At 71.0% G+C, this 26,022-nt stretch carries 27 protein-coding genes; 12 read left to right on the top strand and 15 right to left on the bottom strand.

Translation table 11 applies throughout. The features are described 5' to 3' along the window. Window positions 1–42: 42 nt before the first annotated feature. Entirely contained in the window at window positions 43–693 is a 651-nt protein-coding gene (locus ACZ39I_RS25480) for an HAD family hydrolase (protein WP_467246715.1), read from the top strand. Here the strand turns inward: ACZ39I_RS25480 and ACZ39I_RS25475 are convergent. Next, window positions 672–920 (bottom strand): hypothetical protein, encoded by a 249-nt coding sequence (locus ACZ39I_RS25475; RefSeq protein ID WP_352388780.1) that lies wholly within the window; start codon window positions 918–920, stop codon window positions 672–674. The two genes, ACZ39I_RS25480 and ACZ39I_RS25475, sit on opposite strands and share 22 nt — an antisense overlap. Window positions 921–1,083: 163 nt before the next feature. Between ACZ39I_RS25475 and ACZ39I_RS25470 the strand changes: the two genes are divergently transcribed. Both ACZ39I_RS25470 and ACZ39I_RS25465 read left to right on the top strand, forming a co-directional pair. Next, window positions 1,084–1,467, top strand: a complete 384-nt coding sequence (locus tag ACZ39I_RS25470; RefSeq protein ID WP_007382863.1) for a cold-shock protein — start codon at window positions 1,084–1,086, stop codon at window positions 1,465–1,467. After that, on the top strand, window positions 1,467–1,922 hold the full coding sequence (locus tag ACZ39I_RS25465) for a hypothetical protein (RefSeq protein ID WP_451471699.1): 456 nt from the start codon (window positions 1,467–1,469) through the stop codon (window positions 1,920–1,922). The genes ACZ39I_RS25470 and ACZ39I_RS25465 overlap by 1 nt, the downstream gene beginning before the upstream one ends. On the opposite strand, the gene ACZ39I_RS25460 is transcribed toward ACZ39I_RS25465, so the two are convergent. From ACZ39I_RS25460 to ACZ39I_RS25445, 4 genes are all read right to left on the bottom strand, one after another. Further along, window positions 1,915–2,775, bottom strand: a complete 861-nt coding sequence (locus ACZ39I_RS25460) for a 1,4-dihydroxy-6-naphthoate synthase (RefSeq protein WP_393603253.1) — start codon at window positions 2,773–2,775, stop codon at window positions 1,915–1,917. The two genes, ACZ39I_RS25465 and ACZ39I_RS25460, sit on opposite strands and share 8 nt — an antisense overlap. After that, window positions 2,765–3,430, bottom strand: a complete 666-nt coding sequence (locus ACZ39I_RS25455) for a futalosine hydrolase (RefSeq protein WP_467246713.1) — start codon at window positions 3,428–3,430, stop codon at window positions 2,765–2,767. The genes ACZ39I_RS25460 and ACZ39I_RS25455 overlap by 11 nt, the downstream gene beginning before the upstream one ends. A gap of 13 nt (window positions 3,431–3,443) precedes the next feature. Continuing rightward, window positions 3,444–3,947: a hypothetical protein gene (locus tag ACZ39I_RS25450; RefSeq protein ID WP_352388772.1), complete on the bottom strand. Its 504-nt coding sequence runs from the start codon at window positions 3,945–3,947 to the stop codon at window positions 3,444–3,446. A gap of 62 nt (window positions 3,948–4,009) precedes the next feature. Then, complete coding sequence (locus ACZ39I_RS25445) at window positions 4,010–5,353, bottom strand: MFS transporter (RefSeq protein ID WP_467246954.1); 1,344 nt, start codon at window positions 5,351–5,353, stop codon at window positions 4,010–4,012. A 382-nt stretch (window positions 5,354–5,735) separates the two neighbouring features. On the opposite strand from ACZ39I_RS25445, the gene ACZ39I_RS25440 reads away from it, so the two are divergent. Then, window positions 5,736–6,662 carry a DUF3027 domain-containing protein gene (locus ACZ39I_RS25440; RefSeq protein ID WP_403653269.1) on the top strand — a complete coding sequence of 309 codons (927 nt, stop codon included), beginning with the start codon at window positions 5,736–5,738 and terminating at the stop codon, window positions 6,660–6,662. Between the two features lie 11 nt (window positions 6,663–6,673). Here the strand turns inward: ACZ39I_RS25440 and ACZ39I_RS25435 are convergent, their stop codons facing one another. The 3 genes from ACZ39I_RS25435 to thpR form a co-directional block, all read right to left on the bottom strand. Further along, window positions 6,674–7,618: a CU044_5270 family protein gene (locus ACZ39I_RS25435; protein ID WP_467246711.1), complete on the bottom strand. Its 945-nt coding sequence runs from the start codon at window positions 7,616–7,618 to the stop codon at window positions 6,674–6,676. Then, entirely contained in the window at window positions 7,611–8,228 is a 618-nt protein-coding gene (locus tag ACZ39I_RS25430) for an RNA polymerase sigma factor (RefSeq protein ID WP_467246709.1), read from the bottom strand. Before ACZ39I_RS25430 ends, ACZ39I_RS25435 begins: the two co-directional genes overlap by 8 nt. A gap of 231 nt (window positions 8,229–8,459) precedes the next feature. Then, the gene (gene thpR / locus ACZ39I_RS25425; RefSeq protein ID WP_467246707.1) at window positions 8,460–9,032 is read right to left on the bottom strand and encodes an RNA 2',3'-cyclic phosphodiesterase; all 573 of its coding nucleotides are present in this window, start codon (window positions 9,030–9,032) and stop codon (window positions 8,460–8,462) included. A 26-nt stretch (window positions 9,033–9,058) separates the two neighbouring features. On the opposite strand from thpR, the gene ACZ39I_RS25420 reads away from it, so the two are divergent. Then, window positions 9,059–9,589 (top strand): GNAT family N-acetyltransferase, encoded by a 531-nt coding sequence (locus ACZ39I_RS25420; RefSeq protein WP_467246705.1) that lies wholly within the window; start codon window positions 9,059–9,061, stop codon window positions 9,587–9,589. A gap of 3 nt (window positions 9,590–9,592) precedes the next feature. Here ACZ39I_RS25420 and ACZ39I_RS25415 read toward each other — a convergent pair whose 3' ends face one another. After that, the gene (locus tag ACZ39I_RS25415) at window positions 9,593–10,867 is read right to left on the bottom strand and encodes an MFS transporter (protein WP_467246952.1); all 1,275 of its coding nucleotides are present in this window, start codon (window positions 10,865–10,867) and stop codon (window positions 9,593–9,595) included. 97 nt (window positions 10,868–10,964) lie between these two features. Beyond that, window positions 10,965–11,402, bottom strand: coding sequence for a MarR family winged helix-turn-helix transcriptional regulator (locus tag ACZ39I_RS25410; RefSeq protein ID WP_057608571.1), 438 nt, complete (start codon window positions 11,400–11,402; stop codon window positions 10,965–10,967). Between the two features lie 339 nt (window positions 11,403–11,741). On the opposite strand from ACZ39I_RS25410, the gene ACZ39I_RS25405 reads away from it, so the two are divergent. After that, on the top strand, window positions 11,742–12,842 hold the full coding sequence (locus ACZ39I_RS25405; protein ID WP_467246951.1) for an RICIN domain-containing protein: 1,101 nt from the start codon (window positions 11,742–11,744) through the stop codon (window positions 12,840–12,842). 97 nt (window positions 12,843–12,939) lie between these two features. Further along, complete coding sequence (locus tag ACZ39I_RS25400) at window positions 12,940–13,122, top strand: hypothetical protein (protein ID WP_030317890.1); 183 nt, start codon at window positions 12,940–12,942, stop codon at window positions 13,120–13,122. Window positions 13,123–13,144: 22 nt separating this feature from the next. Here the strand turns inward: ACZ39I_RS25400 and ACZ39I_RS25395 are convergent, their stop codons facing one another. Then, complete coding sequence (locus ACZ39I_RS25395; protein ID WP_467246703.1) at window positions 13,145–14,539, bottom strand: NCS2 family permease; 1,395 nt, start codon at window positions 14,537–14,539, stop codon at window positions 13,145–13,147. Window positions 14,540–14,650: 111 nt separating this feature from the next. Here ACZ39I_RS25395 and ACZ39I_RS25390 point away from each other — a divergent pair, with 111 nt between their 5' ends. Together ACZ39I_RS25390 and ACZ39I_RS25385 are read left to right on the top strand one after the other, a co-directional pair. Then, complete coding sequence (locus tag ACZ39I_RS25390; RefSeq protein WP_467246701.1) at window positions 14,651–14,935, top strand: DUF2530 domain-containing protein; 285 nt, start codon at window positions 14,651–14,653, stop codon at window positions 14,933–14,935. A 112-nt stretch (window positions 14,936–15,047) separates the two neighbouring features. Next, a complete protein-coding gene (locus tag ACZ39I_RS25385; protein WP_467246699.1) occupies window positions 15,048–17,444 on the top strand; it encodes a cation-translocating P-type ATPase in 2,397 nt (798 codons plus the stop codon). 34 nt (window positions 17,445–17,478) lie between these two features. On the opposite strand, the gene ACZ39I_RS25380 is transcribed toward ACZ39I_RS25385, so the two are convergent. Then, window positions 17,479–18,282 carry a hypothetical protein gene (locus ACZ39I_RS25380; RefSeq protein WP_467246698.1) on the bottom strand — a complete coding sequence of 268 codons (804 nt, stop codon included), beginning with the start codon at window positions 18,280–18,282 and terminating at the stop codon, window positions 17,479–17,481. Window positions 18,283–18,415: 133 nt separating this feature from the next. Beyond that, complete coding sequence (locus ACZ39I_RS25375) at window positions 18,416–19,267, bottom strand: DUF5707 domain-containing protein (protein ID WP_467246696.1); 852 nt, start codon at window positions 19,265–19,267, stop codon at window positions 18,416–18,418. 149 nt (window positions 19,268–19,416) lie between these two features. On the opposite strand from ACZ39I_RS25375, the gene ACZ39I_RS25370 reads away from it, so the two are divergent. After that, window positions 19,417–19,662 (top strand): DUF7683 domain-containing protein, encoded by a 246-nt coding sequence (locus ACZ39I_RS25370; protein WP_467246694.1) that lies wholly within the window; start codon window positions 19,417–19,419, stop codon window positions 19,660–19,662. Further along, complete coding sequence (locus tag ACZ39I_RS25365; RefSeq protein ID WP_467246692.1) at window positions 19,659–19,904, top strand: DUF7683 domain-containing protein; 246 nt, start codon at window positions 19,659–19,661, stop codon at window positions 19,902–19,904. The genes ACZ39I_RS25370 and ACZ39I_RS25365 overlap by 4 nt, the downstream gene beginning before the upstream one ends. 8 nt (window positions 19,905–19,912) lie before the next feature. On the opposite strand, the gene ACZ39I_RS25360 is transcribed toward ACZ39I_RS25365, so the two are convergent. Then, a complete protein-coding gene (locus ACZ39I_RS25360) occupies window positions 19,913–23,029 on the bottom strand; it encodes a sacsin N-terminal ATP-binding-like domain-containing protein (protein ID WP_467246690.1) in 3,117 nt (1,038 codons plus the stop codon). Between the two features lie 240 nt (window positions 23,030–23,269). Further along, on the bottom strand, window positions 23,270–24,262 hold the full coding sequence (locus tag ACZ39I_RS25355; RefSeq protein ID WP_467246688.1) for an aldo/keto reductase: 993 nt from the start codon (window positions 24,260–24,262) through the stop codon (window positions 23,270–23,272). 124 nt (window positions 24,263–24,386) lie between these two features. Between ACZ39I_RS25355 and ACZ39I_RS25350 the strand changes: the two genes are divergently transcribed. Beyond that, window positions 24,387–25,991, top strand: coding sequence for an amidase (locus ACZ39I_RS25350; protein WP_467246686.1), 1,605 nt, complete (start codon window positions 24,387–24,389; stop codon window positions 25,989–25,991). Window positions 25,992–26,022: the final 31 nt, after the last annotated feature.

The raw sequence follows: 26,022 nt of genomic DNA, 5'->3' as shown, positions 1-26,022 counted from the left end.
TCCGGTGTCCGCGCGCCCGGCGCCCCGGGCACAATGACCCATATGGCCTCTACAAGCATCTCCGCCCCCGGACCCACCGTCGGCTTCGACCTCGACATGACGCTGATCGACTCCCGTCCCGGCATCCACGCCTGCTGGGTGGAACTGTCCGAGCGGACCGGGACGTACGTCGACGCCGACCTGGTGGTCACGCGGCTCGGGCCGCCGCTGGCGGAGGAGATGGCGCACTGGTTCCCGGCGGACCGCATCGCGGCCATGGCGGACCTCTACCGCGAGCTCTACCCGTCGTACGCCATCACCGGCACCCTGGCGATGCCCGGCGCCCGCGAGGCCATGGACGCCGTACAGGCGGCCGGCGGGCGGGCGATCGTCGTGACGGCCAAGTGGGAGCCCAACGCCAAGCTGCACATGAAGCACCTGGGCATGGAGCCCGACGCGGTGATCGGCAACCTGTGGGCCGAGCAGAAGGGCGAGGCGCTGCGCGAGCAGGGCGCGAGCGTGTACGTCGGCGACCACCTCGGCGATGTCCGCGGGGCGCGGATCGCCGGGGCGTTCTCGGTCGCCGTGCCCACGGGACCGTGCAGCGCCGAGGAACTGACCGAGGCCGGAGCCGATGTCGTCCTCGGCGATCTCACGGAGTTCCCGGGATGGTTTTCGGCCTATCGTGCGGACTACCGGCCGGCCCGCGCCTGACGCCTTCCGGCCGCGACCGATTGCAGCACGCCCGCACCGGCCACCACGAACCCGACGGCCATGAGCATGCTCAATCCGAACATGTACGTCGGAAATGGCTTCGTTCCGAGCAGAAACGGGGCCACGGTGACCAAAGTGGCCACCGCGCCGATGAAGAACACGATGGCTCCGGCACGGATCAGTCGGTCGCCGGGAGCGGCGGAATTCGTTTGGGTTTTGTCACGCACCGGACCAGGGTAGTTCCCTGCCCGAAGGAACAACCGGGGGACGTCTTGTCACCGGCCTGAAGACCATTAGCCTTGGTACCGGCGGGTCCCACGACCCGCCCCAGTGCTATCAAGACCCGTTTCCAGAAGCAGTTTTCCGACGAGTACGAGGACGAGGACAGACGTGCCTACCGGCAAGGTCAAGTGGTTCAACAGCGAGAAGGGCTTCGGCTTTCTCTCCCGCGACGACGGCGGTGACGTCTTCGTCCATTCCTCGGTCCTCCCCGCCGGAGTCGAGACGCTGAAGCCCGGGCAGCGGGTGGAGTTCGGAGTGGTCGCCGGGCAGCGCGGTGACCAGGCGCTCTCGGTGGCCATCCTCGACCCGACCCCCTCGGTCGCGGCGGCGACGCGCAAGAAGCCGGACGAACTGGCCTCCATCGTCCAGGACCTGACGACCCTCCTGGAGAACATCACACCGATGCTGGAGCGCGGCCGCTACCCCGACAAGGCCGCCGGCGGGAAGATCGCCGGCCTTCTGAGAGCGGTCGCCGACCAACTCGACGTGTAGTGAGCGAGATACGGGCCGAGGCGCCGTCCCCCCAGCTGCTGGAGTACATCCGGCGGCAGCGGCGCCACACCCTGGAACTGCTGACCGTCTGCGCCATCGGCCTCGTCCCGTGGACGATCCTGCTGGCCTTCACGCTGCCCAGCGGCTACACGGTCCGTCAGTGGCGCACCACCTGGGTCGGCTTCGACGTCCTGCTCCTGCTCGCGATGGCCGCCACGGCCCTGCTGGGCTGGCGCCGCCACCGGGGGGTCGTGGTGGCGGCCGTGTCGACGGGTGCCCTGCTGGTCTGCGACGCGTGGTTCGACGTCTCGCTGGCCCTGGGCACCCCGGAGGTGTGGTGGTCGGTGGCACTGGCGGTGTGCGTGGAACTCCCGCTGGCCGGCTTCCTGATCCACCGGGTGCTGGGCATGCTGAAACTGGCGCAGTGGCCCATCGCCCCGAAGAGCGTCAGATGAACGACAACGCGTCGGGCCGCAGAGCCGGCACCAGGCCTTCCGCGGCCGCCCGGGTCAACAGTCCCCGGATCGCCGCGTATCCGTCCTCGCCGAGGTCCGCGGTGAACTCGTTGACGTACAGACCGATGTGCTGATCGGCGACGGCGGGATCCATCTCCTGCGCGTGCTCCATGACATAGGGCCGGGACACCTCGGGCTCGTCCCAGGCGGCCCGCACGGACGCACGGACGGACTCGGCGAGCCGTGACAGCCGCTCCGCCCCCAGCGACCGCTTCGCGATGATCGCCCCCAGGGGAATCGGCAGCCCGGTCGTCGACTCCCAGTGCTCGCCCATGTCCGCGAGCTTGTGCAGACCGTAGTTCTGGTACGTGAACCGGGCCTCGTGGATCACGAGCCCCGCGTCGACCTTCCCGTCCCGCACGGCCGGCATGATCTCGTGGAACGGCAGCACCACGATCTCCCCGACCCCGCCCGGGAGGACGTCCGCCGCCCACAGCCGGAACAGCAGATACGCCGTCGACCTCTCGGACGGCACGGCGACGGTACGGCCGGTGAGGTCCACCCCGGCCTCCCGCGTCAGCACCAGCGGCCCGCACCCGCGCCCCAGCGCACCCCCGCACGGCAGCAGCGCGTACTCGTCGAGGACGTACGGCAGCACGGCGTACGACACCTTCAGCACATCGAGCTCACCGCGCTCCGCCATCCCGTTGGTGATGTCGATGTCCGCGAAGGTCACGTCCAGCGCGGGCGCCCCCGGCACCCGGCCGTGCGCGAGGGCGTCGAAGACGAAGGTGTCGTTCGGGCAGGGGGAGTAGGCGATCCTCAGTGATCCGGTCGTCGGCTCAGTCGTCATGGTGTCTCCAACTCTCCAGTACGGGCGTCAGCTTCCCGAACCCCTCCGTCAGGGCCGCGAGCGCGTCGCCGATGCGCCAGGCGGCCCGGTCGCGCGGACCGACCGGGTTGGACACGGCACGGACCTCCAGCACGGGCACCCCGTGCGCCCCGGCCGCCTCGGCGACCCCGAAACCCTCCATGGCCTCGGCGAGGGCGGTGGGATGGCGTGCTCTCAGGGCGGCCGCGCGGGCGGCCGTACCGGTCACGGTGGAGACGGTGAGCACGGCTCCGGCGCGCCCCCCGGTCGCGGCCACCGCGGCACGTACGAGTGTTTCGGGCGGACGGTGGGTGACGACGCCGAACCCCAGCTCGGTCACCGGCACGAACCCGTCGGCGGTCTCCGCCCCGAGGTCGGCCGCGGTGATCTCGTCGGCGACGACGAGCGAGCCGACCGGCGCGTGCGGCAGGAAACCGCCCGCGATCCCGGCGGAGACCACGAGGCCGTACGGAGAACCCGCCACGGCGGCCCGGGTGAGCGCGGTGGCGGTGCGGGCGGCGGCGAGAGCGGGCCCGACCCCCACGTCGAGGACGTCCACGGGGAGCCCGGTGCCTTCGAACGCACGGGCCACCGCGTCCCGTTCGACCGGGACGGCGGTGGCCACGAAAACGCGCATCGGATACCGCGGATCAGTAGTCGGAGTTCTCCAGCTTGAAGTTCCACACGCCCTTGTACGCCTTGCTCTCGCCCGAGGACTGCTTGTCCTGCTCGACGATGCTGATGTACAGCGTCTTCTGCGGCGCCTGGCCCTGCTGCTGGGCGAAGAGGTCGACACCCTCGAAGGAGTAGTACGACTTCTTGTAGACGTACGTCATCTGCTGGCCGTTGATCCACAGCGCCCAGCCGGTGTCCGCGACCTTCCGGTCGACGCCGACGCGCAGGGTCTCGCTCTGCTTGACCTTGATCGTCTTGACGTCCGACTTCTTCAGGGCGCACTTGGCGGCCTTGGCCTTGCCGAGGTCGTTGCCGTCGTCGTAGCAGACGGCCTCGGAGCTCACCGAGGTCGAACCGACCGTGACGGTGACGCGCGGCGTCGGCTTGTCGCAGGCCGACAGGACGAGCAGTCCGGCGGAAACGAGGCCGGCGGCGGCGACGGCGCGGCGGCGTCGCACATCGGATTGCAGCGTGGTCATGGCGGAAGGCTATCGGGCGGGTACAGCAGTCCCTCTACGCGGGGTGCGGCGAGCCCTGTTCGTTACGCCACTCGCGCCTTGGGAGCACTGCCGTGCCGTGCCGAGCTGAGCAGCCCCTTCGCCGTGGCCAGCCAGCCCGCGGCGACGACCGCGGCGGCCACCGACAGGCCGAGATAGCCGTTGAGCGGCATCACGATGCCGACCGCGCCACCGAACACCCACGACACCTGCAGCAGCGTCTCGGAGCGGGCGAACGCCGAGGTGCGGACCAGTTCGGGCACGTCCCGCTGGATCAGCGCGTCCAGGGACAGCTTGGACAGGGCCTGCGAGAAGCCGGCGACCGCCGCCAGACACGCCACCACGAACGCCCCGAAGAAGATCGCCGCCGTGATCGCCGCGCCCAGCACGATGGCCACCACCGTCAGGATGATGATCTCCGGCGCCCGCGACCTGAGCCAGGCCCCGACCGCCGTGCCGAGCGCGTTGCCCACGCCCGCCGACACGGCCACCAGGCCCAGGGAGACCGCCGCGCTCTCGCCGGTCAGCGGATGCTCGCGCAGCAGGAAGGCGAGGAAGAAGGTGAGGAAGCCGGACAACCAGCGCAGGGCGGCGTTCGCGCCGAGGGCGTGGGTGACGGCGGTGCCGACCGTGCGCAGCCCGGGCCGCTTGAGGGGCTTGAGGTGCGGCCCGTGCAGATGTTCCTCGTCGGCGGCGAGCAGCGCCACGTCCTCGCCCTTGGCGGAGTCGACCTTCGGCGGCAGCGAGAAGGACAGGAACATCCCGGCGATGAAGATCACGAAGGCGCCGTAGAGCGGCCAGCGCGGACCGATGGCCTGGAGTCCCGCGCCGATGGGGGCCGCGACACCCGTGGCGAGGAGGCCGCCGAGGGTGACGCGGGAGTTCGCCTTGACGAGGGAGAAGCGGGGCGGGAGCAGCCGGGGCACGACCGCGCTTCTGACGACGCCGTACGCCTTGGAGGCCACCAGTACGCCGAGGGCCGCCGGATACAGCTCCAGGCTGCCCGTGGCGACCGCCCCGGCGATGATCAGCGAGAGCATCGCCCGGGCGAGCATGGCGCCCGCCATGGCGGCGCGGCGGCCGTGCGGGAGGCGGTCCAGGAGCGGGCCGATCACGGGCGCGAGGACCGTGAAGGGGGCCATGGTGATGGCGAGGTACAGGGCGACGCGCCCACGGGCCTCGTCGGTCGGCACCGAGAAGAACACCGTGGAGGCGAGGGCCACGGTGATCATCACGTCCCCGGCGCCGTTGACCGCGTGCAGTTCGATCAGCTTGCCGAGGCCGGACTCGCCCGCCCCGTGCGCGTGGGTCGCCTTGCGGATGCCGCGGGCCGTACCGGTGAACGGGAAGTGCAGGGCACGGCCGACAGCGCGCACGGGCCCGGTCATCCGGCCCGCACCGCCACCGATCCCGGTGGCTCCCTGGGGTGTCCTCGTGGCTGCCACCCCGTCATAGTGCCCCGAGAAAGCTGTGAGTAGTGCGGTTACCGCTCGTATGAACGCATATGAAGTGCCGGCGCGGGCCCACTGGAGGCAACGAACCATCACGTCGGTGTAGGCCGAGCGGCGGCGAACAGGTAGCGTGCGTAGCGCGCCGTGGCGAACGTTCTCGGCCGCGCGCCTCTCCGGCATCCCGCAGAATGGATGGGAGCAGGTGCGCCCGAGCGCGATCGGGCGCGGACGTCGACGCGGTCCTCCGGTCCGCTCCGTCCGCACCCACCGCCTTCAGGCCGGCGCACCCGAGTGACGGCGTAGGAGAGAAGCGATATCTGTGAGCGCAGCGACAACGCGAAGCCGCACCCCCGACCGCCTGTGCGCCGAGGCCGTCGACCTCGCCCGCGCCGCAGCCGAGGAGGCCGCCGCGCCCGGGGTGGTGGGCGAGCACTCGGGCCTGGTCTCCGAGGGAGACCGGGTCGTCACGCACTTCTTCGAGTGCAAGGAGCTCGGGTACCGGGGCTGGCGCTGGGCCGTGACGGTGGCGCGCGCCTCCCGCGCCAAGCTGGTGACGCTGGACGAGGTCGTCCTGCTGCCCGGCCCCGACGCGCTGCTGGCACCGGAGTGGGTGCCGTGGAGCGAACGCCTGCGCCCCGGCGACATGGGCCCCGGCGATCTGCTCCCCACCGACGCCGAGGACCTGCGCCTGGAGCCCGGCTACACCGGCGAGGACGAGCCGCTGCCGAGCGCGCCGGTCTCCGAGGAGATGGCCGAGCTGGTCGAGGCGGAGGACGCCGAGCTCACGGCGGGCACCCCGTCGCACCTCCCGGTGGTCCCGACCCGCGGCTCGATCGCCGCGGTCGCCGAGGAACTGGGCATGCGCCGGGCCCGGGTCCTGTCCCGCTACGGCCTCCATATCGCCGCCGACCGCTGGGAGGAGTCCTTCGGCGCCAAGACGCCGATGGCCCAGGCGGCCCCGGCGCCCTGCGCCAGCTGCGGCTTCCTGGTGCCGCTGGGAGGCTCGCTGGGCCAGGCATTCGGCCTGTGCGCCAACGAGTTCGCCCCGGCGGACGGCCGCGTGGTCTCCCTGTCCTACGGCTGCGGAGGCCACTCCGAAGCGGCCGTCATGCCCAAGCCCCCGCAGCCGGCCCTGCCGGTGATCGACGAGACCCGGGTGGACCCGTTCCCGCTGCGTCCCGCACCGGACTCGGGATCGGTGCCGGTGGTCACGGACGAGGACGCGGCGGAGCTGGGTCACTCGTAGGACGGGCCCGCTCAGGGGCGCTGCTTCACCCGGTCCACCACCCCCTGGGCGGTCACGTGCTGCCACTGCTCGTATGACTTCCCCCCGGCCGTGACCCGCTCACGCAGCCCGAGGTACTGGTACGACTCCGCGTCGAAGAGCAGCACCCGGCCCCCGGACGCCCAGGGGGTACCGGCCGGGCCCGTGTACCGGACAGCGACGGCCGCGTGCCCGTCGACGTCCGTCGTGCCCGGCAGCACCTTGACGCCGGGGACGGCGGCGAGCGCCTCGAAGGCCGCGGAGCGCAGCCCCTTGGGCAGGACGGGACCGCGGAGCAGGCCGGAGATGAAGTACTGGACCATCGGCCACTCGTCGGCCCTGGTCGGCCGGCCGAATTCGGGCTTGGCGCCCATGTCGCGCAGGGTGATCGTCAGCCTGCCCGGGTCGAGGGGCAGTTTCTCCAGCTCCGACCACTCGGTCGGCGGCCAGGAGTACTGGCCCTTCTGGGCCGGCGGCACCCACTGCGTGTGGCCCAGCTCGCTGACGTAGGACTTCTTGGAACCGTCGACCGAACTCCAGCTCTCGTCCACGTACGTCTTCGCCGGGCCGCCCGAGACCGGCGTCCGCTCGATGACCTCCTTGGTGTAGATGAACTGGTCGTCGCGTGGGGCGAGCGGCTTCTCGGTCCGGAGTGCCTCGGCCGCCGCGCCCCGCAGCACGGTGGTCGCGCTGACCGTCTGCGTGCGGGGTGCGTTCTCCCCGGTGTTCTGGCTGACCACCACGGTCGCGGTGACCGCGGCCGCGGCCGCGCAGGCCACGGCGACCCGCAGCAGCGGACGGCGGTGGACGGCGACGACGGCCGGGGTGGCGGGAGCCTGCATCGCCTGCTGGAGACGGAAGCGGGCACGGGCGCGGGCGGTGTCCGAGAGAGGGGGCGCGTCCGCGTCCCACTCCCTCAGAAGCTCGATCTCATTCATCGACGGATTCCTCTCGAAGAGCGGTCGGATCGGATCCGCCCAATGCCTCACGAAGTTTTCTGCGAGCCCTGTGCAGCCGCGACCGGACCGTCCCCACCGGCACGCCGAGGGCGCTCGCGACCTCGTCGTAGCCGAGGTCGGCCCAGGCGACCAGCAGCAGCACGTCCCGGTGCCGGGCGGGCAACCGGGCGAGGGCACCGGCGAGTTCGCCGCCCACGGCCTGGGCGCTGACCCGCGCCGCCACCCGGTCGGCGACCGTCTCCTCGGCCGGCCCACCGGGGCCGGCCGAGGGCAGCCGGCTGAGTGTCTTGAGCCGGCGGGCCTCGGCACGCCGGTGGCGGCCGATGAGGTTGGTCGCGATGCCGAACAGCCAGGGACGGGCGTCGGCCGCCTCCGTGCGGTACCGGAAGCGCTGCTGAAACGCGGTGGTGAAGGTCTCCGCCATGACGTCCTCGGCGGCCTCCGCACCGAGCCGGCGGGCCGCGTAGCGGTGCACCGAGTCGGCATGGCGGTCGAAGAGCGCGGCGAACGCCTCGGGCTCGTCCCACGACCGTTCGATCACCGAGGCGTCGCTGTCCTGCCCCACCCTGACGCCTGGTTCGACGGTCATCGGGGCTCCTTTCGTCGCTGTGGCGCTGTGAAGCTCGGGCTTACACCCGTACTTCGCCACTCGCGGGAATCCGGTTCCCTGCGACGACGAGGAGACGTGAAGAGCAGATACGTGCGGTGGGGGAGCGGGGCCCTACTTTCCGAGCACGGCGGCCAGCGCCACGACGGCGAACATCATCACGAGCACACCGGCCATGATCCGGTTCCGGGTCTTCGGGTCCACGCATCGAGCCTAACCGGCCCCGCCCAGCGCCCAGCGGCCGACCACCTCGTAGCGGGGCTGCTCCCCCGGCACCCCGGACTGCGGAAGGTTGCTCCGCACCAGCGCCAGCTCGTCGACGGTCCAGGTACGGCTCGTGAATCCGTCCAGAGCCGAGAGATACGGCCCTGCCTCCACGGCCTCCCGGCTGCGCGCCACGGTCAGATGAGCCTTGTACCGCCGATGCTCCTTCATCTCCACCCCGGCCCGGCGTCCCGCCGCCTCCGCCCGCTCGGCCAGCAGCCGCAGCAGCGGAAGATCACCGGAGGCCCCCGCCCACAGCGCCCGCCCGTGCCCGAACTGGCCACCGCCGCGCACGGCCAGCGGGAAACGGGCGGTGCGCCGGGCCGCCCGCTCCAGCCGCTCCGACAGCTCCGGTACGACGTCCTCGTCCACCTCCCCGTAGAAGGCGAGCGTGAAGTGCCAGCCGGCAACGCCGGTCCAGCGCAGCTCGGACGCTCCGGGAAGCCGCCTCAACTCGGCCACCTTCAGCGCGAGTTCATCGGTCACGTCCTGCGGGGGCAGCACCGCGGCGAAGAGTCTCATGGAGGGCAGCCTGTCACCATGAGGGCATGGAGATCAGCATCAGGGACGGCGGACCCGACGACATACCCGTGATCCTCGGCATGCTCGACAGCTGTGTGGAGTGGCTGGTGGCACAGGGGCGTTCCGGTCAGTGGGGGACCGAGCCGCTGTCGGGAAGCCCGCGGACGGTGGAGTCCGTCGCCCGGTACATCGACGAGGGCCGCGTGTTCATCGCCGAGGCCGACGGGGTGCCGGCCGCGACCCTCACGATCACCGACTCACCGGGCGCGTACCTGGCCCATCTCCCGTCGCCGGGCGAACCCGAGCGGTACATCCACTGGCTCGCCTCCGACCGCCGCTTCAAGGGCCACGGCATCGGCAGCGCCCTCCTCGCGCACGCCGCCGAGGAGACCCGGCGCGCGGGCGTCGCCCTGCTGCGGGTGGACTGCTACGCGGGCGCCGACCGCAGACTGGTCGCCTACTACCAGGCCAACGGCTTCACCCCGACGGAGACCTACACCGCCGGGGCGAACAACGACTGGCCGGGCCAGGTGCTGGCCCGGCGGGTAGGGCCCTAGGGCTCAGGCCGCCGGGGCCAGTTGCTCCTGATTCTCGCGCGGCACGAACCGCACGTGCGGGTGGCCGCGGTTCCAGCCGACCGACAGCCGCAGGTTGCCCATGCGGGCCAGGACCAGGCCGATCGTCGCGGCCGCGACCGCGGCGATCGCGCCGCCCACCGCGAGGCCGGCGCGGACGCCGTACGTGTCGGTGATCCAGCCGGCGATCGGCGCGCCGATCGGGGAGCCGCCCATGAACACCATCATGTACAGGGCCATCACGCGGCCCCGCATGGCCGGGTCGGTGCCCATCTGCACGCTGGTGTTCGCGGTGACGTTGACCGTCATGCCGAACATCCCGATCGGGGCCATCAGCAGGGCGAACAGCCACAACGAGGGGGCGATCGCGGCCACGATCTCCAGCGCGCCGAAGGCCACCGCGCCCACGACCAGCACCCGCATCCGGGCGGTGCCGCGCCGGGCCGCGAGCAGGGCGCCGGCCAGGGAGCCGACCGCCATCACCGTGTTGAAGAGGCTGTAGGAGCCCGCGCCCGCGTGGAAGACGTCGTCGGCGAAGGCCGAGAGATAGACGGGGAAGTTGAAGCCGAAGGTGGACACGAACCCGACCAGGACGATGGTCCAGATCAGCTCCGGCCGCCCGGCCACGTACTGAAGGCCCTCCCGCAGCTGTCCCTTGCCGCGCGGGGCGCGCTCGACGGCGTACAGCTCGCGCGGCCGCATCATCAGCAGGCCGACCAGCGGGGCGACGAAGGACAGGCCGTTGGCGAGGAACGCCCAGCCGGTGCCCACGCCGGTGATCATGACGCCCGCGACGGCGGGGCCGATCAGCCGGGCCGACTGGAAGTTCGCGGAGTTCAGGCTGACCGCGTTCTGCAGCTGGTCGGGGCCGACCATCTCGGAGACGAACGACTGCCGGGCCGGGTTGTCGACGACCGTCGCGAGGCCCGCGGCGAAGGCGGCGAGGTAGACGTGCCAGACCTGGACGTGGCCGGTCAGGGTGAGGACCGCGAGCGCGATGCCGGTGGCGCCCATCGCGGACTGCGTGAACAGCAGCGCGCGGCGCTTGGACAGCCGGTCGACGAGGACACCGCCGTAGAGGCCGAAGAGCAGCATCGGCAGGAACTGCAGGGCCGTTGTCACGCCGACGGCGGTGGCGGAGCCGGTGAGGCTGAGCACCAGCCAGTCCTGGGCGATGCGCTGCATCCAGGTGCCGATGTTGGAGACGACCTGGCCGAGGAAGAACAGGCGGTAGTTCCTGACCTTCAACGAGCTGAACATGGACGACTTGCGGGACACACAGGTAGAAGGGATCGGTGCGGGGGCGGAGGGTGCTCCGGGTCCCGTACTCAAAGTGCGTTCGCCTCCTCTTCGTGACTTACAGGTGTGCGAGTTTCTCCAGCACGGGGGCGGCGGCGCGCAGTTTCGCCCACTCGTCCTCGTCGAGGCCGTCGACCAGGGTGGCCAGGAAGGCGTTCCGCTTGGCGCGGCTCTCCGCGAGCATGGCCTCGGCCTGCTCGGTCTTGGTGACGACCTTCTGGCGCCGGTCCTCGGGGTGCGGCTCCAGCCGGACGAGTCCCTTGGCCTCGAGCAGCGCCACGATGCGGGTCATCGACGGCGGCTGCACGTGCTCCTTGCGGGCGAGTTCGCCCGGGGTGGCCTTGCCGCAGAGGGAGAGGGTGCCCAGCACCGACATCTCGGTGGGGCTGAGCGACTCGTCGACCCGCTGGTGCTTGAGCCGACGGGACAGTCGCATCACGGCTGATCGCAGGGAGTTCACGGCGGCTACGTCGTCGCCATGGGTAAGGTCCGGCATCTCTTTAGCGTAACTCATTACTCTCGCTAAACAAACTGGCGCACACGCGGATTCCCGTGACTCAGGCCACTCGTCATCACTTCGTCATCCAATGCGGCACAACCTTCGGCGACCGTGACCCACCTCACGCCGGAACCTCAACTACCGCCCCATTTAAGAGATTTAACACCGTGGACAGGGTCTTGAGCACAGGGTTACATCAGCTGTTCCTTCCGTCCGCCCCCGTGCCGCGTCCCGTCCGTGACGTCACTCTCCCGCTCAAGGAATCCCGTCTTGCGACACTTCAGACAGCTACGTCTAGCCGCACTGGCAACGGTCCTCGCAGCAGGTCCGACCGCATTGTCGGCCGCACCGGCGCCCGCCGTCACCGGCACGCCCGTCGCCGACGCCACGCTGGGCTACACCGCGCAGCTCGTCGTCGGCGATCACGACCGCGGCTGCTCCGGGGTTCTGGTCGCCCCCCAGTGGCTGCTCACCGGCGCCAGCTGCTTCGCCGCCGATCCGGCCACGAGCCTCGCCGTACCCGCGGGCAAGCCGGCGTCGGCGACCACCGCGACCATCGGCCGCTCCGACCTCACCACCGGCGCGGGCGCGGTGCGCCAGGTCGTCGAACTGGTGCCCAGCAGTACCGGCCGGGACGTGATCCTGGCCCGGCTGAACCAGGCGGTCACCAACGTCACCCCCATCGCCCTGGCCACTGCCGAGCCCACCGTCGGTGAGACGCTGACGTTCGCCGGGTTCGGACGGACCCGGACCGAGTGGGCACCCCTGAAGCTGCACACCGGGACGCTTTCGGTGGACGCCTCGGACGCGACCACGGCGACGGTCACCGGCGTGGACGGGGTGGCCGCGTGCGCCGGCGACACCGGCGGCCCGGTGGTGCGCAGGACGAACGGCACCGACCAGCTGGTGGCCCTCACCAGCCGGTCCTACCAGGGCGGTTGCTACGGTACGGACGCTGCCGAGATGCGCACCGGCGGTGTCGCCGCCCGCGTCGACGGGCTGGCCTCCTGGATCGCCGCCGCCGTCGCCACCCCCCACCCCCTGACCAACCAGGGGACCGCAAAGTGCCTCGCCGTGCCCCAGGCCAGCACGGAGAACGGCACCGGTCTGCTCCAGTGGACCTGCAACGGCGGCGCCGAACAGAAGTGGCAGCTGACGCAGGTCGCGGGCGGAAACGGCGACCGCTATGTCGTCAAGAACGCCAACAGCGGCAGGTGTCTCGCCATGCCGGGGGGCTCCGTCGCCGACGGCACGCAGGCCATTCAGTGGACCTGCAGCACCGGCAAGGAGCAGATCTGGATCCACGACAGCCTCGACCGGCTGCGGAACCTGAACAGCGACAAGTGCCTCGCCATCCCGGCGTCCAACCCCGCCATCGGCACCAAGGTCATCCAGTGGCCCTGCTCGGCGAACACCGACCAGAGGTGGACCTGGTAGCGGTAGGCGACCGCAGAAAACCCGAGGTTCACCCGAACGAGTGAGTCGGGTGCGGAAAGTGAACGCTGCTCCCCTGCGGACGACGACCCTCGTCCTCATGGGGACCAGCGTGCTCAGCCTGCGGATAGACGGGGAGCTGCTCGAGCGGCTCCGGGACCATGCGGCCAAAAGGGGGATGAGCGTCCAGGACTATGTGATCCGAACGCTCATCCGGGACGACTTCGACGAGCGGTTCCAGACCGCCGTCGACGAGACCGAGAAGTTCTACGGGGTGACGTGAGGGCGGGTCAGGTGAGAGCCGGTCACGTCAGGCCCAGCGCCGGCATCAGGTAGTAGAAGCCGAACACCGCGGCCACGACGTACATCGGCACCGGGATCTCGCGGCCACGGCCGGCCGCCAGCCGCAGCACCACGAAGGTGATGAAGCCCATGCCGATGCCGTTGGTGATCGAGTAGGTGAACGGCATCATCACCATGGTGATGAAGGCCGGGATCGCGATGGTGTGGTCGGCCCAGTCGATGTCCTTGACGTTCCCGGCCAGGATCAGGAAGCCGACCGCGAGCAGGGCCGGGGTCGCCGCCTGGGACGGGACCATCGTCGCGACCGGCGTGAGGAACAGCGCGAGGGTGAAGAGACCGCCGGTGACGAGGTTGGCGAAACCGGTGCGCGCACCCTCGCCGACCCCCGCCGTCGACTCCACGAAGGCCGTCGTCGCCGACGACGAGCTCGCGCCGCCCGCGGCGACCGCGAGACCGTCCACGAAGAGCACCTTGTTGATGCCGGGCATCTGACCCTGGGCGTCGGTGAGCCTGGCCTCGTCGGAGACGCCCATGATCGTGCCCATCGCGTCGAAGAAGCACGACAGCAGGACCGTGAAGACGAAGAGGATGCCGGTCAGCACGCCGACCTTGTCGAAGCCGCCGAAGAGGCTGACCTTGCCGATCAGACCGAAGTCCGGGGAGGCGACCGGGTTGCCCGGCCACTTCGGGACGGTGAGCCCCCAGGAGGGGACCTTGGCGACGGCCTCGATGATCATCGCCACGACGGTCATCGTGACGATCGAGATCAGGATCGCGCCGGAGACCTTGCGGACGATGAGCGCGAGGGTGAGCAGGGCGCCCAGGATGAAGACCAGGACCGGCCAGCCGTCGAGGTGTCCGTCGCCGCCGAGCTGGAGCGGGACGGTGGTCTGGGCGACGTCCGGGATGCGGGAGACGAAACCGGAGTCCACGAGCCCGATCAGCATGATGAACAGGCCGATACCGATGGAGATCGCCTTGCGCAGGCCGAAGGGCACCGCGTTCATCACGCGCTCGCGCAGACCGGTGGCGACCAGCAGCATCACGATGAAGCCCGCCAGGACCACCATGCCCATCGCGTCCGGCCAGGACATCCGGGGCGCGAGCTGGAGCGCGACGACGGAGTTCACGCCGAGGCCTGCGGCCAGCGCGATCGGGACGTTGCCGACCACGCCCATGAGGAGCGTGGTGAAGGCCGCGGTCAGGGCGGTCGCGGTGACCAGCTGGCCGTTGTCCAGCTGATGGCCGTACATGTCCTTGGCACTGCCGAGGATGATCGGGTTCAGCACGATGATGTAGGCCATCGCGAAGAACGTGGCGAAGCCGCCCCGGATCTCGCGGGGCAGGCTGCTGCCCCGCTCGGAGATCTTGAAGTAGCGGTCGAGGGCGGTCGGCATTGGATGTTCCTACGAGCAGAAGTGGACAGACGCAAACTGTTTCAGTATGAACGTATAACGTTCACCGGGCCATCTCTGCGCGTAGATGTGATCGCCTCGTAAGCTGTCCCCATGGACGTGTTCTCTTCGGGATCCTTCAAGCACGAGGCGCCGGAGCCCCTGGAGGGCCCCGTGGTCGCCACGGTCACCGGCGGCACGATCTTGTGGTTCGTCCTGTTCCTGGTACAGCTCCCGTTCTACGGCTGGTTCGAGGACCACGGACACACCTGGTGGCTGTGGACCTGCCTGGCCGGTGGCGGGCTGGGGCTGTACGGCACCTGGTACGTCCGCAAGCGCGACGCGGCGATCAAGGGGGCGGCCGGCACCGATCCCGCCGGCACCCCTGCTGCCGAGTGACGAGCGCCCCCTAGTACCAAGGCATCACTCGCCCGTTCCCTTCTCCTCCCCAGGTCGGAACTTCCGGTCACTCGGCGGGTGAAGCCGCAAAACCGCACGTACCGTCGAATGCATGACGCACATCGACGCGGGCGCCGAACTCGACCCTGTGCACCCCGTGGCACTCCCGGCACCGGCGGCGGGCGGACTCACCGCGGCCGAGGTCGCCGAGCGGGTGACGCGCGGGCAGGTCAACGACGTGCCGGTGCGCAGCAGCCGGAGCCTGGGGGAGATCGTCCGGGCGAACGTCTTCACCCGGTTCAACGCGATCATCGGTGTGCTCTGGCTGGTCATGCTGTTCGTCGCGCCGTTCCAGGACAGCCTGTTCGGATACGTCATCCTCGCCAACACCGGGATCGGCATCGTCCAGGAGTGGCGGGCGAAGAAGACCCTCGACTCGCTCGCGGTGATCGGCGAGGCAAGGCCGACCGTACGGCGGGACGGGACCGCGTCCCAGGTCAGCACCTCGGAGATCGTCCTCGACGACCTCATCGAGATCGGACCCGGCGACAAGGCCGTGGTCGACGGGGTGGTCGTGGAGGCGGACGGCCTGGAGATCGACGAGTCGCTGCTGACCGGCGAGGCCGACCCGGTGGTGAAGCGGCCCGACGACCAGGTGATGTCCGGGAGCTTCGTGGTCGCCGGCGGCGGCGCCTTCCGGGCGACCAAGGTGGGCCGCGAGGCCTACGCCGCCCAGCTCGCCGAGGATGCCTCCCGGTTCACCCTGGTCCACTCCGAACTGCGCTCCGGCATCTCCACGATCCTCAAGTACGTGACGTGGATGATGGTCCCGACCGCGATCGGCCTGGTCATCAGCCAGCTGTTCGTGAAGGACGACGACCTCAAGGACTCCCTCGCCCGCACGGTCGGCGGCATCGTGCCGATGGTCCCGGAGGGGCTCGTCCTGCTGACCTCCGTCGCCTTCGCCATCGGTGTGATCCGGCTCGGCCGGAACCAGGCCCTCGTCCAGGAACTCCCGGCCATCGAGGGCCTCGCCCGCGTCGACACGGTCTGCCTCGACAAGACCGGCACCCTCACCGAGGGCGGTATGGACGTCACCGGGCTCAGGCCGCTGCAGGGCGCCGACGAGTCGTACGTACGGAAAGTCCTGGGCGCCCTCGGTGAGTCGGATCCGCGGCCGAACGCCTCACTCCGGGCGATCATCGACGCCTACCCGGACGCTGAGGAGTGGCGCTGCACGGAGTCGCTCCCCTTCTCCTCGGCCCGCAAGTACAGCGGGGCCACCTTCAGCGAGGGCGACGGCGAGTCCAGTACGTGGCTGCTGGGGGCGCCGGACGTGCTCCTGGCCCCCGAGGACCCCGCGCTCGCCGAGACCGGGCGGCTCAACGAACAGGGACTGCGTGTGCTGCTGCTGGCCCGGGCCTCCCGCGACCTCGACGATCCCGAGACCACCCGGGGAGCGCGGCCGACCGCCCTCGTCGTCCTGGAACAGCGGCTGCGGCCCGACGCGGCCGACACCTTGCGGTACTTCGCCGAACAGGACGTCCGCGCCAAGGTCATCTCCGGGGACAACGCGGTCTCTGTCGGGGCGGTGGCGGCCAAGCTCGGGCTGAACGGCAGCGTGGTCGACGCACGTCAACTGCCCGCCGACCCGGAGGGCATGGCGAAGGCGCTCGACGAGGGCACGGTGTTCGGGCGGGTCACCCCGCAGCAGAAGCGGGACATGGTGGGGGCGCTCCAGTCGCGCGGGCACACCGTCGCGATGACCGGTGACGGGGTCAACGACGTGCTCGCCCTGAAGGACGCCGACATCGGGGTGGCGATGGGCTCCGGATCGGAGGCCACGCGGGCGGTCGCGCAGATCGTGCTGCTCGACAACAGCTTCGCGACGCTGCCCTCGGTGGTCGCGGAGGGTCGGCGGGTCATCGGCAACATCACCCGGGTCGCGACGCTGTTCCTGGTGAAGACCGTGTACTCGGTGCTGCTTGCCGTGTTCGTGGTGTGCTGGCAGGTCGAATACCCCTTCCTGCCCCGGCACCTGACCCTGCTGTCGACGCTGACGATCGGCGTCCCGGCCTTCTTCCTGGCCCTCGCGCCCAACAAGGAACGCGCGCGACCGCACTTCGTGCGGCGGGTGATGCGGTACTCGATCCCGGGCGGAGTGGTGGCGGCGATCGCGACCTTCGTGACGTACCTGATCGCCCGGCACCACTACACGGGCCCCGGCGCGCTGGACGCGGAGACGAGCGCGGCGACGTTGACCCTGTTCCTGATCTCGATGTGGGTGCTGGCGATCATCGCCCGCCCGTACACCTGGTGGCGTCTCGCGCTGGTCGCGGCGATGGGCCTCGGGTTCGTGCTGGTCCTCGCCGTGCCCGGGCTCCAGCACTTCTTCGCGCTGAAGCTGGTGGGGGCGACGATGCCGTGGATCGCGGTCGGCATCTCGGTGGTGGCGGCGGCCGCCCTGGAACTCCTGTGGAGATGGGTCGACCGCCGCGTTCCCGCTTAGCGCGGGGCTTCAGCCCGGGTGGTGGGCCGCGGTTCTACTGGACGTCGACGAAGTCCCCGGTCGAGGTGACCGGCGAGGTCGTCGTCGTGCCCGCGAAGACGTAACGGAAGGAGCCGTCGGCGGAGGCCGTCACCGTGGTCTTCAGAGCGCCCGTGGTGCTGGTCTTGATGGTCTTCAGGGTGGTGTAGGAGGTCGCACCCTTCTTCTTGAACTGGAGCTTCACCGGCTGGGTCGAGTAACCCGCGTACGTGTTGGTGTCCCAGTTGGCGCGGGCGAGCTTGCCCGTGACGGTGATGGTCTTGCCCTTCTTCACCGGCTCGGGGGCGGCGTTGGTGGTGAGGGTGGACCGGCGCTGGAGGTGGGTGGTGCCGAGGTTGCCCTGCCAGGTGATGCCGTCGTCGTCGTTGACCGCGACGGCGCCGAGCTTCCAGGTGCCCGCCTGGCTGCTGATCAGGTCGCCGGTCTCGTCGGTGCCCTTGGGGCGGAACTGGATCTTCGCGGTGCACTTGAGGACCGTCGAGGAGGACGTCGTGCAGGTGCCGGGGCCGTCACCGAGGAGCAGGTCGTCGGAGTTCTCGCCGAGCGTGGTGCCGCGGTAGAGGACGGGGCCGGTCTGGATGGAGCTCGGGTCCAGGTTCGAGGGCTTGGTCACGGTGTAGCTGGCCGAGACCGTGACCGTCGCCGTCGAACCGACCACGATGTTCTTGCCGCTGTTGACCTTCAGGCCGGAGAAGGTGACGGCGGGCCCGGCGGTGGTGGCGGCCTGGGCGGCCGGCACGGCGAGGGCGGAGAGTGCCACGGCGCCGGAGACGGCGAGGACGAGGGCGCGTATGCGCATGTGCGTTCCCCATGAGGAGAGAAGGATCTGGGAGTCTGATGACTCACTCCCTAGATCCCTGACTCATGGGACAGGTTGTACGCGTGGGACGTGATTTTGTTCGCACATGCGCAACGCTTTACTTCCGGCCTACTTACCTGACGTCGATGAAGTCGCCCGGGGCGTTGACCGCCGGGGTGGTGGAGGTGCCCGCGAAGCTCCAGCGGAAGTAGCCGTCGACCGTCGCCTTGACGGTGGTCTTCAGGTCACCCTTGCTGTTGGTCTTGACCGTCTTCACGGTGGTGTAGGTGTCGGAGTCCTTCTTGCGGAACTGCAGCTTCACCGGCTGGGTCGAGTAGCCGCCGTACTTGCGGGTCTCCCAGTTGGCCCGCGTCAGCTTGCCGGTGACGGTGATGGTCTTGCCCTTTTTCACCGGCTCGGGGGCGGCGTTGGCCGTGAGCTTGGAGAGGCGCTGGACCTTGTGGGTGCCGTAGGAGTCGTTCCAGTAGTCGCTGCCGGTCTCGTCGGCGGCGATCGCGGCGGCCGTCACGTGCCAGGTACCGGCCAGCGAGTTCATGTACACCTCACGGCCGACGTCGACCGTGATGGTGAGCTTGCAGTTCGAGGTCGTGGCGCTGACCGCGGTGCAGGTGGCGTTCTGCTCGTTCGGGGCGAACACGCCGTCGTGGTGGGCCAGGTCCCTGCCGTGCCACAAGTCGATGTACGCGTCCTGGATACCGGCGGAGTGACTGGCGGTCAGCGACACGGCGAACGTCTTGACGCCCGTCGTACCCAACACGATGCTCTTGCCGCCGTTGACCTTCACGTCGGAGACGACCGGAAGTTCATCGTCGGCGGCGGCGCTCATCGCGGCTCTGGAGACGCCGAAACGCTCCGCGGCGGTGGGTTTGTGCAGGCCCCCGCCGTCGGCCTGGGCGGCCGGGACGGCGAGAGCGGAGAGGACGAGGCCGCCGGAGACGGCGGCCACGATGGTGCGGATGCGCATGCGTTCCCCCAGGGACTGGTCGTGGAGCCTGGCGGCTCGTGGGGTCAGATGCGAGACGCGGCTGAAGCGTTGCAGCGGACCCCGATTTTCTCCGAGCCGGAATACTGGAGCCGGACCGAGCCCGCCGATCCCACCCGGAAGGTGACACCGTGACCGTGTACTTCCTTGTCACCTGCTATCCCAAGGACGGCGACTGGCCGCTTTCCTCCACCGACGTCACCGCGGTCGGCGCCCAAGCCTGGGGAGAACTCCTCGGGACGGCGCCGGACCAGCTGGTCGACGTGTACCCGCTGACCCAGCAGCACGCCGAGCGTGTCCGGCAGCTGACCGGTATCACGCTCGACCTGGAGACGTACGACTACTTCCTGGAGCCGGAACAGGGCCCTTCCCTGTGAACGTCCGACTCGCCATCTCCCGCTTCCCGAAGGACGACGAGTTCCTCGACTCCTCCGTCGATGTCACGGCGGTCGGACTGGACGTCCTCGCGGACCTCGTGGGGATCGCGCCGGACGAGCTGATCGGCGATGTGCCCCTGACGGAGGAGCATGCCGAGCGTGTCCGGCAGCTCACCGGTATCACGCTCGACCTGGAGACGTACGACTACTTCCTGGAGCCGGAACAAGACGGTTCCGGGTGAGCGGCTGATCAGTCGAACCAGCGGTCCCTCGCCAGTTCCTCCGTGCGGGTCGGGTCCTCCAACAGGGCCGCGACCTCGAAGCGGCGGGGCCACTGGCCCGCTGCCCAGGCCAGGCCCGCGGCCACGCCCTCCACCGTGGACGCGTGCAGGATGCCGTCGTCGGTGAGGCGCCAGTCGAGCTCCACGCCGTCGACGACGAGTTCCTCGTGCTCGATGTACGAGGACGGGGTGTCCGGGCCCAGCAGCAGCCCGACCGCCTCCGGTACGTCGTGTTCGGTGCCCTCGGAGTCGATGGAACCGGTGACGGACTCGCTCAGGCGCCGGACCTGGAAGAGCTCGGCCAGCTCGGCGGCGCGGGACGGGCGGACCGGCAGCAGGGGGACGCCCTGCGTGAAGGGGAGCAGGTCCGGTGAGTCGACGACCATCGCGTCGGCCGCGTCCACGACCTCGACCCGGCCGTCGGTCACCGCCCGCAGCTCGTCGGGCAGGGTGACCTGTTCGGGGTCCAGGTCGGCCAACGCGCTGTAGAGGGCGTGCAGTTGGGCGCCGGTCACCGATCGGTCGGGGTCGGCGAGGCGGTCCAGGAGTTCCGCCGCCCCGCCCGGCTCCGCCAGCAGCGCGGCCACCGACGTCCGTACGCCCAGCGCCCGCAGCACCTGCTCGTCGTCGAACCCGGTCGCGTCCGCCTCGTCGTACAGGCCGCGCAGGAGGGGGTCTCCTCCGGCCGCGAGCAGACCGGCGGGGCGGCGCCCGTCGAGCACCGGGTTCCCGCGCAGCCACCAGGCGGTGTACGGCCGTACGACCTCGTGCGTGCCGTCCGGCAGGAGGATGCGGACCTGCTGGGTGATCGCGTCCCTCAGGGGCGGCCGGGACAGCAGGGCCAGTGCCTCGGGCCACTTGTCCTCGTCGACCAGGTCGAGATCGCGTACGGCGACCAGTTCGGTGGCGACCGGCGGTACCGGGGTGTCCGGGAAGCGGTCGAGGATGTCCTCGCACCACACGTCCACGGCGTCCAGGAGACCGGCGTCGTCCGGTTCCGCGAAGTCGCCCTCGCGCGGCTCCAGTTCGTCGGGGTCGAGGACCACGTCCGTGGCCCGGACGAGGGCGAAGTCGGCCAGCACCCCGCAGGCGGCGAGGGGCTGCTCGCCCCACTTCGCGGCCAGTTCGCCGTCCACGAAGGCGAGTTCGTCCTCCCGCATGACCCGCGCGAACGGGCTGCCGGGGAGGACGAGTTCACCCGCGGGGACCAGTTCCCCCTCCTCGTCGGGCAGAGCGAGCGCGCCCAGCCACGGCTCCTCGCCGGGCTCCAGGCCCGCGTCCCGGACGAGCGCGAGGACGGTGTCGGCCAGCTCCTCGGCGTCCGGGGTGTCCTCCTCCCAGCTCATGCCCCCGTCGTCGTCCAGGGAGGCGGCCACGGCGGCCCGTACCTGGGGCGTGGTGAGCACCGCGCGCGGAGTCGCGGGCAGCGCGCCCAGCTTCTCCAGGAGCGGATGGGCGGCGGCCGGGTGGGCGACCTTGAGGCCGAGCCGGGCGAGGATCTCGGCGTCGATCAGGGGCCCGTCCGACGTGGGCAGCAGCACCTGCCGGGGCCCGATGGTCGTACGCCCGTCGGCGAGCGGCACCGGCAGGCCGGAGAGCCGGTCGGGGTCGACGCCCGCGAGGCTGTCGTAGAGCCGCTGCCACCACTCCGGCTCCTTCTCCAGTCCGGCGAGCCGGTCGACGGCCTCGGTCAGCGGGACCCGGGCCACGCCCAACGTCCGCAGCTCCACCCGCCGTTCGAGACCGGCGGGCAGCAGGGTGGGCAGCACCTCGGCGAGCACCCGTACGGTGTCGGCGCCCGCGCCCTCGACGACCTCGGCCTCGCGCGGGCGCAGCACCTCGGGCAGTTCCGAGTCGTCGCCGGGCTCGAGTGCGGGCGGGAGGAACGCAGTCCGGGGGAGGCGGTCGAGGATCGCCTGCCGCAGCGCGCCGTCCAGCTCACCCTTGCCCAGCGGGCCGGGCACCAGCGCGATGATCCCTTCGCCGACCGGCCGCCAGCCGGCGAGGAGGTCGGCGTACACGTCCGCCGCGCGCTGCACGAGGAAGTCGGTGAGCGGTCCGGGTGCCGCGTGCCGGCGGGTGGTGTCCAGCGGGAAGGACGCGATGAGCAGCGCGGGGACGCCGAGAGGCTCGTCGCTGGGCGTCGGGGCGTGCACGACGGGGCTGGTGCGGGGGTGGGCCGGGGTGCCGTCGGGGTCGGCGGGCACGGCCCAGGTGAGCGACCAGTGCGGCCGCAGCCGCTCCTCGACGGGCCGGCCGGCGAGGAGGCCGGGGGTGAGGGGCCCGTGCGCGGACGCCGTACGCCACCGGGTCGTACCGTCCCGGGAGTCCTCCACGACGGTGAGGTGGTCCTCGGCGCGGCGGCTGATCGTGCGGGTGGTGTCCGTCTCGATCACCACCTCCTCGAGCCCGGGGAGGGCGAGGAGGAGGGCGTCGTCGACGGCGTTCAGGAGCCGCTCGGCGAGATCGGCTGCGGCGGCGTCGCGCAGCGGGAGGATCACGACGGTGTCGTAGGGGTCGGGCGCGCTGCCCTCGGCGGCGAAGGGGAGCCGCAGCAGCGGGACATGGCCGTCGCGGCGGCGGATCTCGTCGCCGAGCCCGGGGCTGTGGCGGGCGGTCTCGGCGGCGTGCTCGCGGGCCTCGGCGAGGGACCAGCGGATGCCGCCGTGGCGGCCGACGACGGCGGGCTCGTCGGTGACGGCGAGCACGGCGGCGAAGCCGACGCCGAAGCGGCCGACCGAGCCGTCGACGCTGTCGCGCTTGGCGGAGGCGCGCAGCGTGGAGAGGGACTCGACACCGGCCGCGTCCAGCGGGGCGCCGGTGTTGGCGGCGAAGAGGACACCCTCGCGGAGGGTGAGCCGGAGCCGTCCCGGCACGCCCGCCCTGGCCGCCGCGTCGGCGGCGTTCTGCGCGAGCTCGACGACGAGCCGGTCCCGGTATCCGCCGAGGACGAGGTCCTCCTCGGCGTTGGCGTCCTCCCGGAACCGGGCGGGGCTGGTGGCCCAGGCGTCCAGCACCCCTCGCCTGAGCCGGGCGGTCCCGAACGGGTCGGCACCCTCGGCGGCGGGCCGCACGAACTTGCTCACGTTGACTCTCCTCATCGGCGTGACGATGAAGGTACCGCGACGAGGGAGGACCGTAACCCGAGGAGGCTTCGCAGCGGCGAAGACGGGCGGCGAGGGATTGCCTCGCCGCCCGTCGGTGCCCGGGCCGGGCCGGCGGACCGGCGTACAGGGCGCTGCGGGCGCCGATGCCGTCGCCGACGCCCACCGCCGGGCCGGCGGTCGTTCGCACCGGGCGAACAACCCCGCGCTCCGTGGAGGGAGCTACCAGGCGAAGGCCTCCGGAGACGGTCCCGGGCCCGGGAAGATCTCGTCCAGGCCCGCCAGGACCTCCTCGCTCAGCTCCAGCTCGACCGCACGGACCGCCGACTCCAGCTGCTCAGCCGTACGCGGGCCGACGATCGGGCCCGTGACGCCGGGGCGGGTGAGGAGCCACGCCAGGGCCGCCTCGCCGGGCTCCAGACCGTGCTTCTCCAGCAGGTCCTCGTACGACTGGATCTGGGCCCGCTTGGCCGGGTCGGCGAGGGTGTCGGCGGCACGCCCTGAGGCGCGGCGACCGCCCTTGGCCTCCTTCTTGATGACCCCGCCGAGGAGCCCGCCGTGCAGCGGGGACCAGGGGATCACGCCGAGGCCGTACTCCTGGGCGGCCGGGACGACCTCCATCTCGGCGCGCCGCTCGGCGAGGTTGTAGAGGCACTGCTCGCTGACGAGGCCGATGGTGCCGCCCCGCCGCGCGGCGATCTCGTTGGCCTGGGCGATCTTGTAGCCGGGGAAGTTGGAGGACCCGACGTACAGGATCTTGCCCTGCTGGACGAGGGTGTCGATCGCCTGCCAGATCTCCTCGAAGGGGGTGGCGCGGTCGACGTGGTGGAACTGGTAGACGTCGATGTAGTCCGTCTGGAGCCGCTTGAGCGAGGCGTCGACGGCACGGCGGATGTTCAGCGCCGACAGCTTGTCGTGGTTGGGCCAGGCCTCGCCGTCCGCGGCCATGTTGCCGTAGACCTTGGTGGCGAGGACCACCTTGTCGCGGTGGGCGGCGCTCTTCGCGAACCAGTTGCCGATGATTTCTTCGGTACGGCCCTTGTTGTCGCCCCAGCCGTAGACGTTGGCGGTGTCGAAGAAGTTGATTCCCGCGTCGAGAGCCGAGTCCATGATCGCGTGGGAGTCGGGCTCGTCGGTCTGCGGGCCGAAGTTCATGGTCCCGAGGACGAGTCGGCTGACCTTGAGTCCGGTGCGTCCGAGCTGCGTGTACTTCATGACCCCTCAGCCAACGCCTTCGAGTGCGCTCAAGGCAAGGATGCGCTTCGGGGGGTTGGCTCCCCCGGGGAACCGGGGGTCAGCCGGAGGGAGTTTGGGCGGTTCCGTCTCTAGCGTGCAGTACATGACACATACGGAGGGATTCCGCGCCACCCGGCGGGGCGTGCTGGCGCTCGGCACCGCGGCGGCGGCCACGCCCTGGCTGGGCATCGCCCCGGCGCAGGCGGCAGTTGTCGGGCCCGGGGAGTTCGACGAGCTGGGCGTCACCGAGCTGCGCGCGCTGATGGCCGGGGGACGGCTCGACGCGGAGCGGCTCACCCGCTACTACCTGGAGCGGATCGAGCGCATCGATCCGCTGCTGCACGCGGTGATCGAGGTCAACCCCGACGCGCTGCGGGAGGCCCGGCGGCTGGACGCGGACGGGCGCCCCAGGGGTCCGCTGCACGGCATGCCCGTGCTGCTGAAGGACCTGGTCGAGACCGCGGACCGGATGCACACCACGGCCGGCTCCCTCGCCCTGGAAGGGGTCAGGCCCACGCGGGACGCCACGGTCGCCGCCCGGCTGCGGGCCGCCGGTGCCGTCGTCCTCGGCAAGACCAACCTCAGCGAGTGGGCGGGCGGGCTGTCGCTCACCCACCACGCCGGGTGGAGCGCGCGTGGCGGGCAGACCCGCAACCCGTACAAGCTGGACCGCTCGCCCAACGAGTCAAGCTCCGGCACCGGCGTCGCCGTCGCGGCCAACCTGTGCGTGGTCGGCATCGGCACCGAGACCAACGGTTCGATCATCGACCCGTCGTCGGCGAACTGTGTCGTCGGGGTCAAGCCGACCGTCGGACTGGTCGGCCGGGGCGGGGTGATCCCCGGTGTGCCCAGCCAGGACAGCGTCGGTCCGATGGCCCGCACGGTCCGGGACGCGGCGATCATGCTCGGCACGCTGGTCGGCATCGACGGCAGGGACCCGGCGACCGCGGCGAGCCGGGGGCACTTCCACCGCGACTACACCCGGTTCCTGGACGCGGACGGGCTGCGCGGGGCGCGTATCGGTGTCCCGCGGACCGTGTACTTCGGGTACAGCGACCACGCCGACGCCATCGTGGAGCGGGCGATCGAGGTGATGCGCGCGGCCGGGGCGGTGGTCGTCGACCCCGCGGACATCCCCACGGCCGAGCAACTGGAGGATCTGCCCGGCTCGATGGTCGTGCAGGCCTACGAGTTCAAGCGCGCCCTGAACACCTATCTGGCCGGGGCGGGCGGTGAACACCCGCGTGACCTGGGGGAGTTGATCGCCTTCAATCGCGAACACGCGGACCGTGAGCTGCGCTATGTACGGCAGGACGGGCTGGAGGCGGTGGAGAAGCCGGACTTCTCCGAGCGGGAGTACCGGGAGGCACTGGCCACCAACCACCGCCTCTCCCGTGCGGAGGGCATCGACGCGGTGCTGCGCTGGCACCGCCTGGACGCCCTGGTGATGCCCACGTCCGGTCCGCCGGCCAAGATCGACCTGATTCGCGGGGACACGTACGGCGGCGGTGCGTCCATGCCCGCGGCTCTGGCCGGGTACCCCGCGGTGAGCGTGCCGGCCGGGTTCGCGTTCGGGCTGCCGGTGGGCGTGACGTTCATGGGGACGGCGTGGAGTGAGCCGGTGCTGTTGCGGCTCGCGTACGCGTACGAACGGGCGAGCGGCGTTCGGCGGGTGCCGGCGTATCGGGGGCCGGATGTGGGGTTCTGACCTCGCGCCTTGTTGCTGACTCCGTGCACAG

The sequence above is a fragment of the Streptomyces sp. NPDC024687 genome (assembly GCF_055559055.1).
The sequence above is the reverse complement of the archived record's forward strand: the minus strand, read 5'-3'. Positions and strand labels throughout refer to the sequence as shown.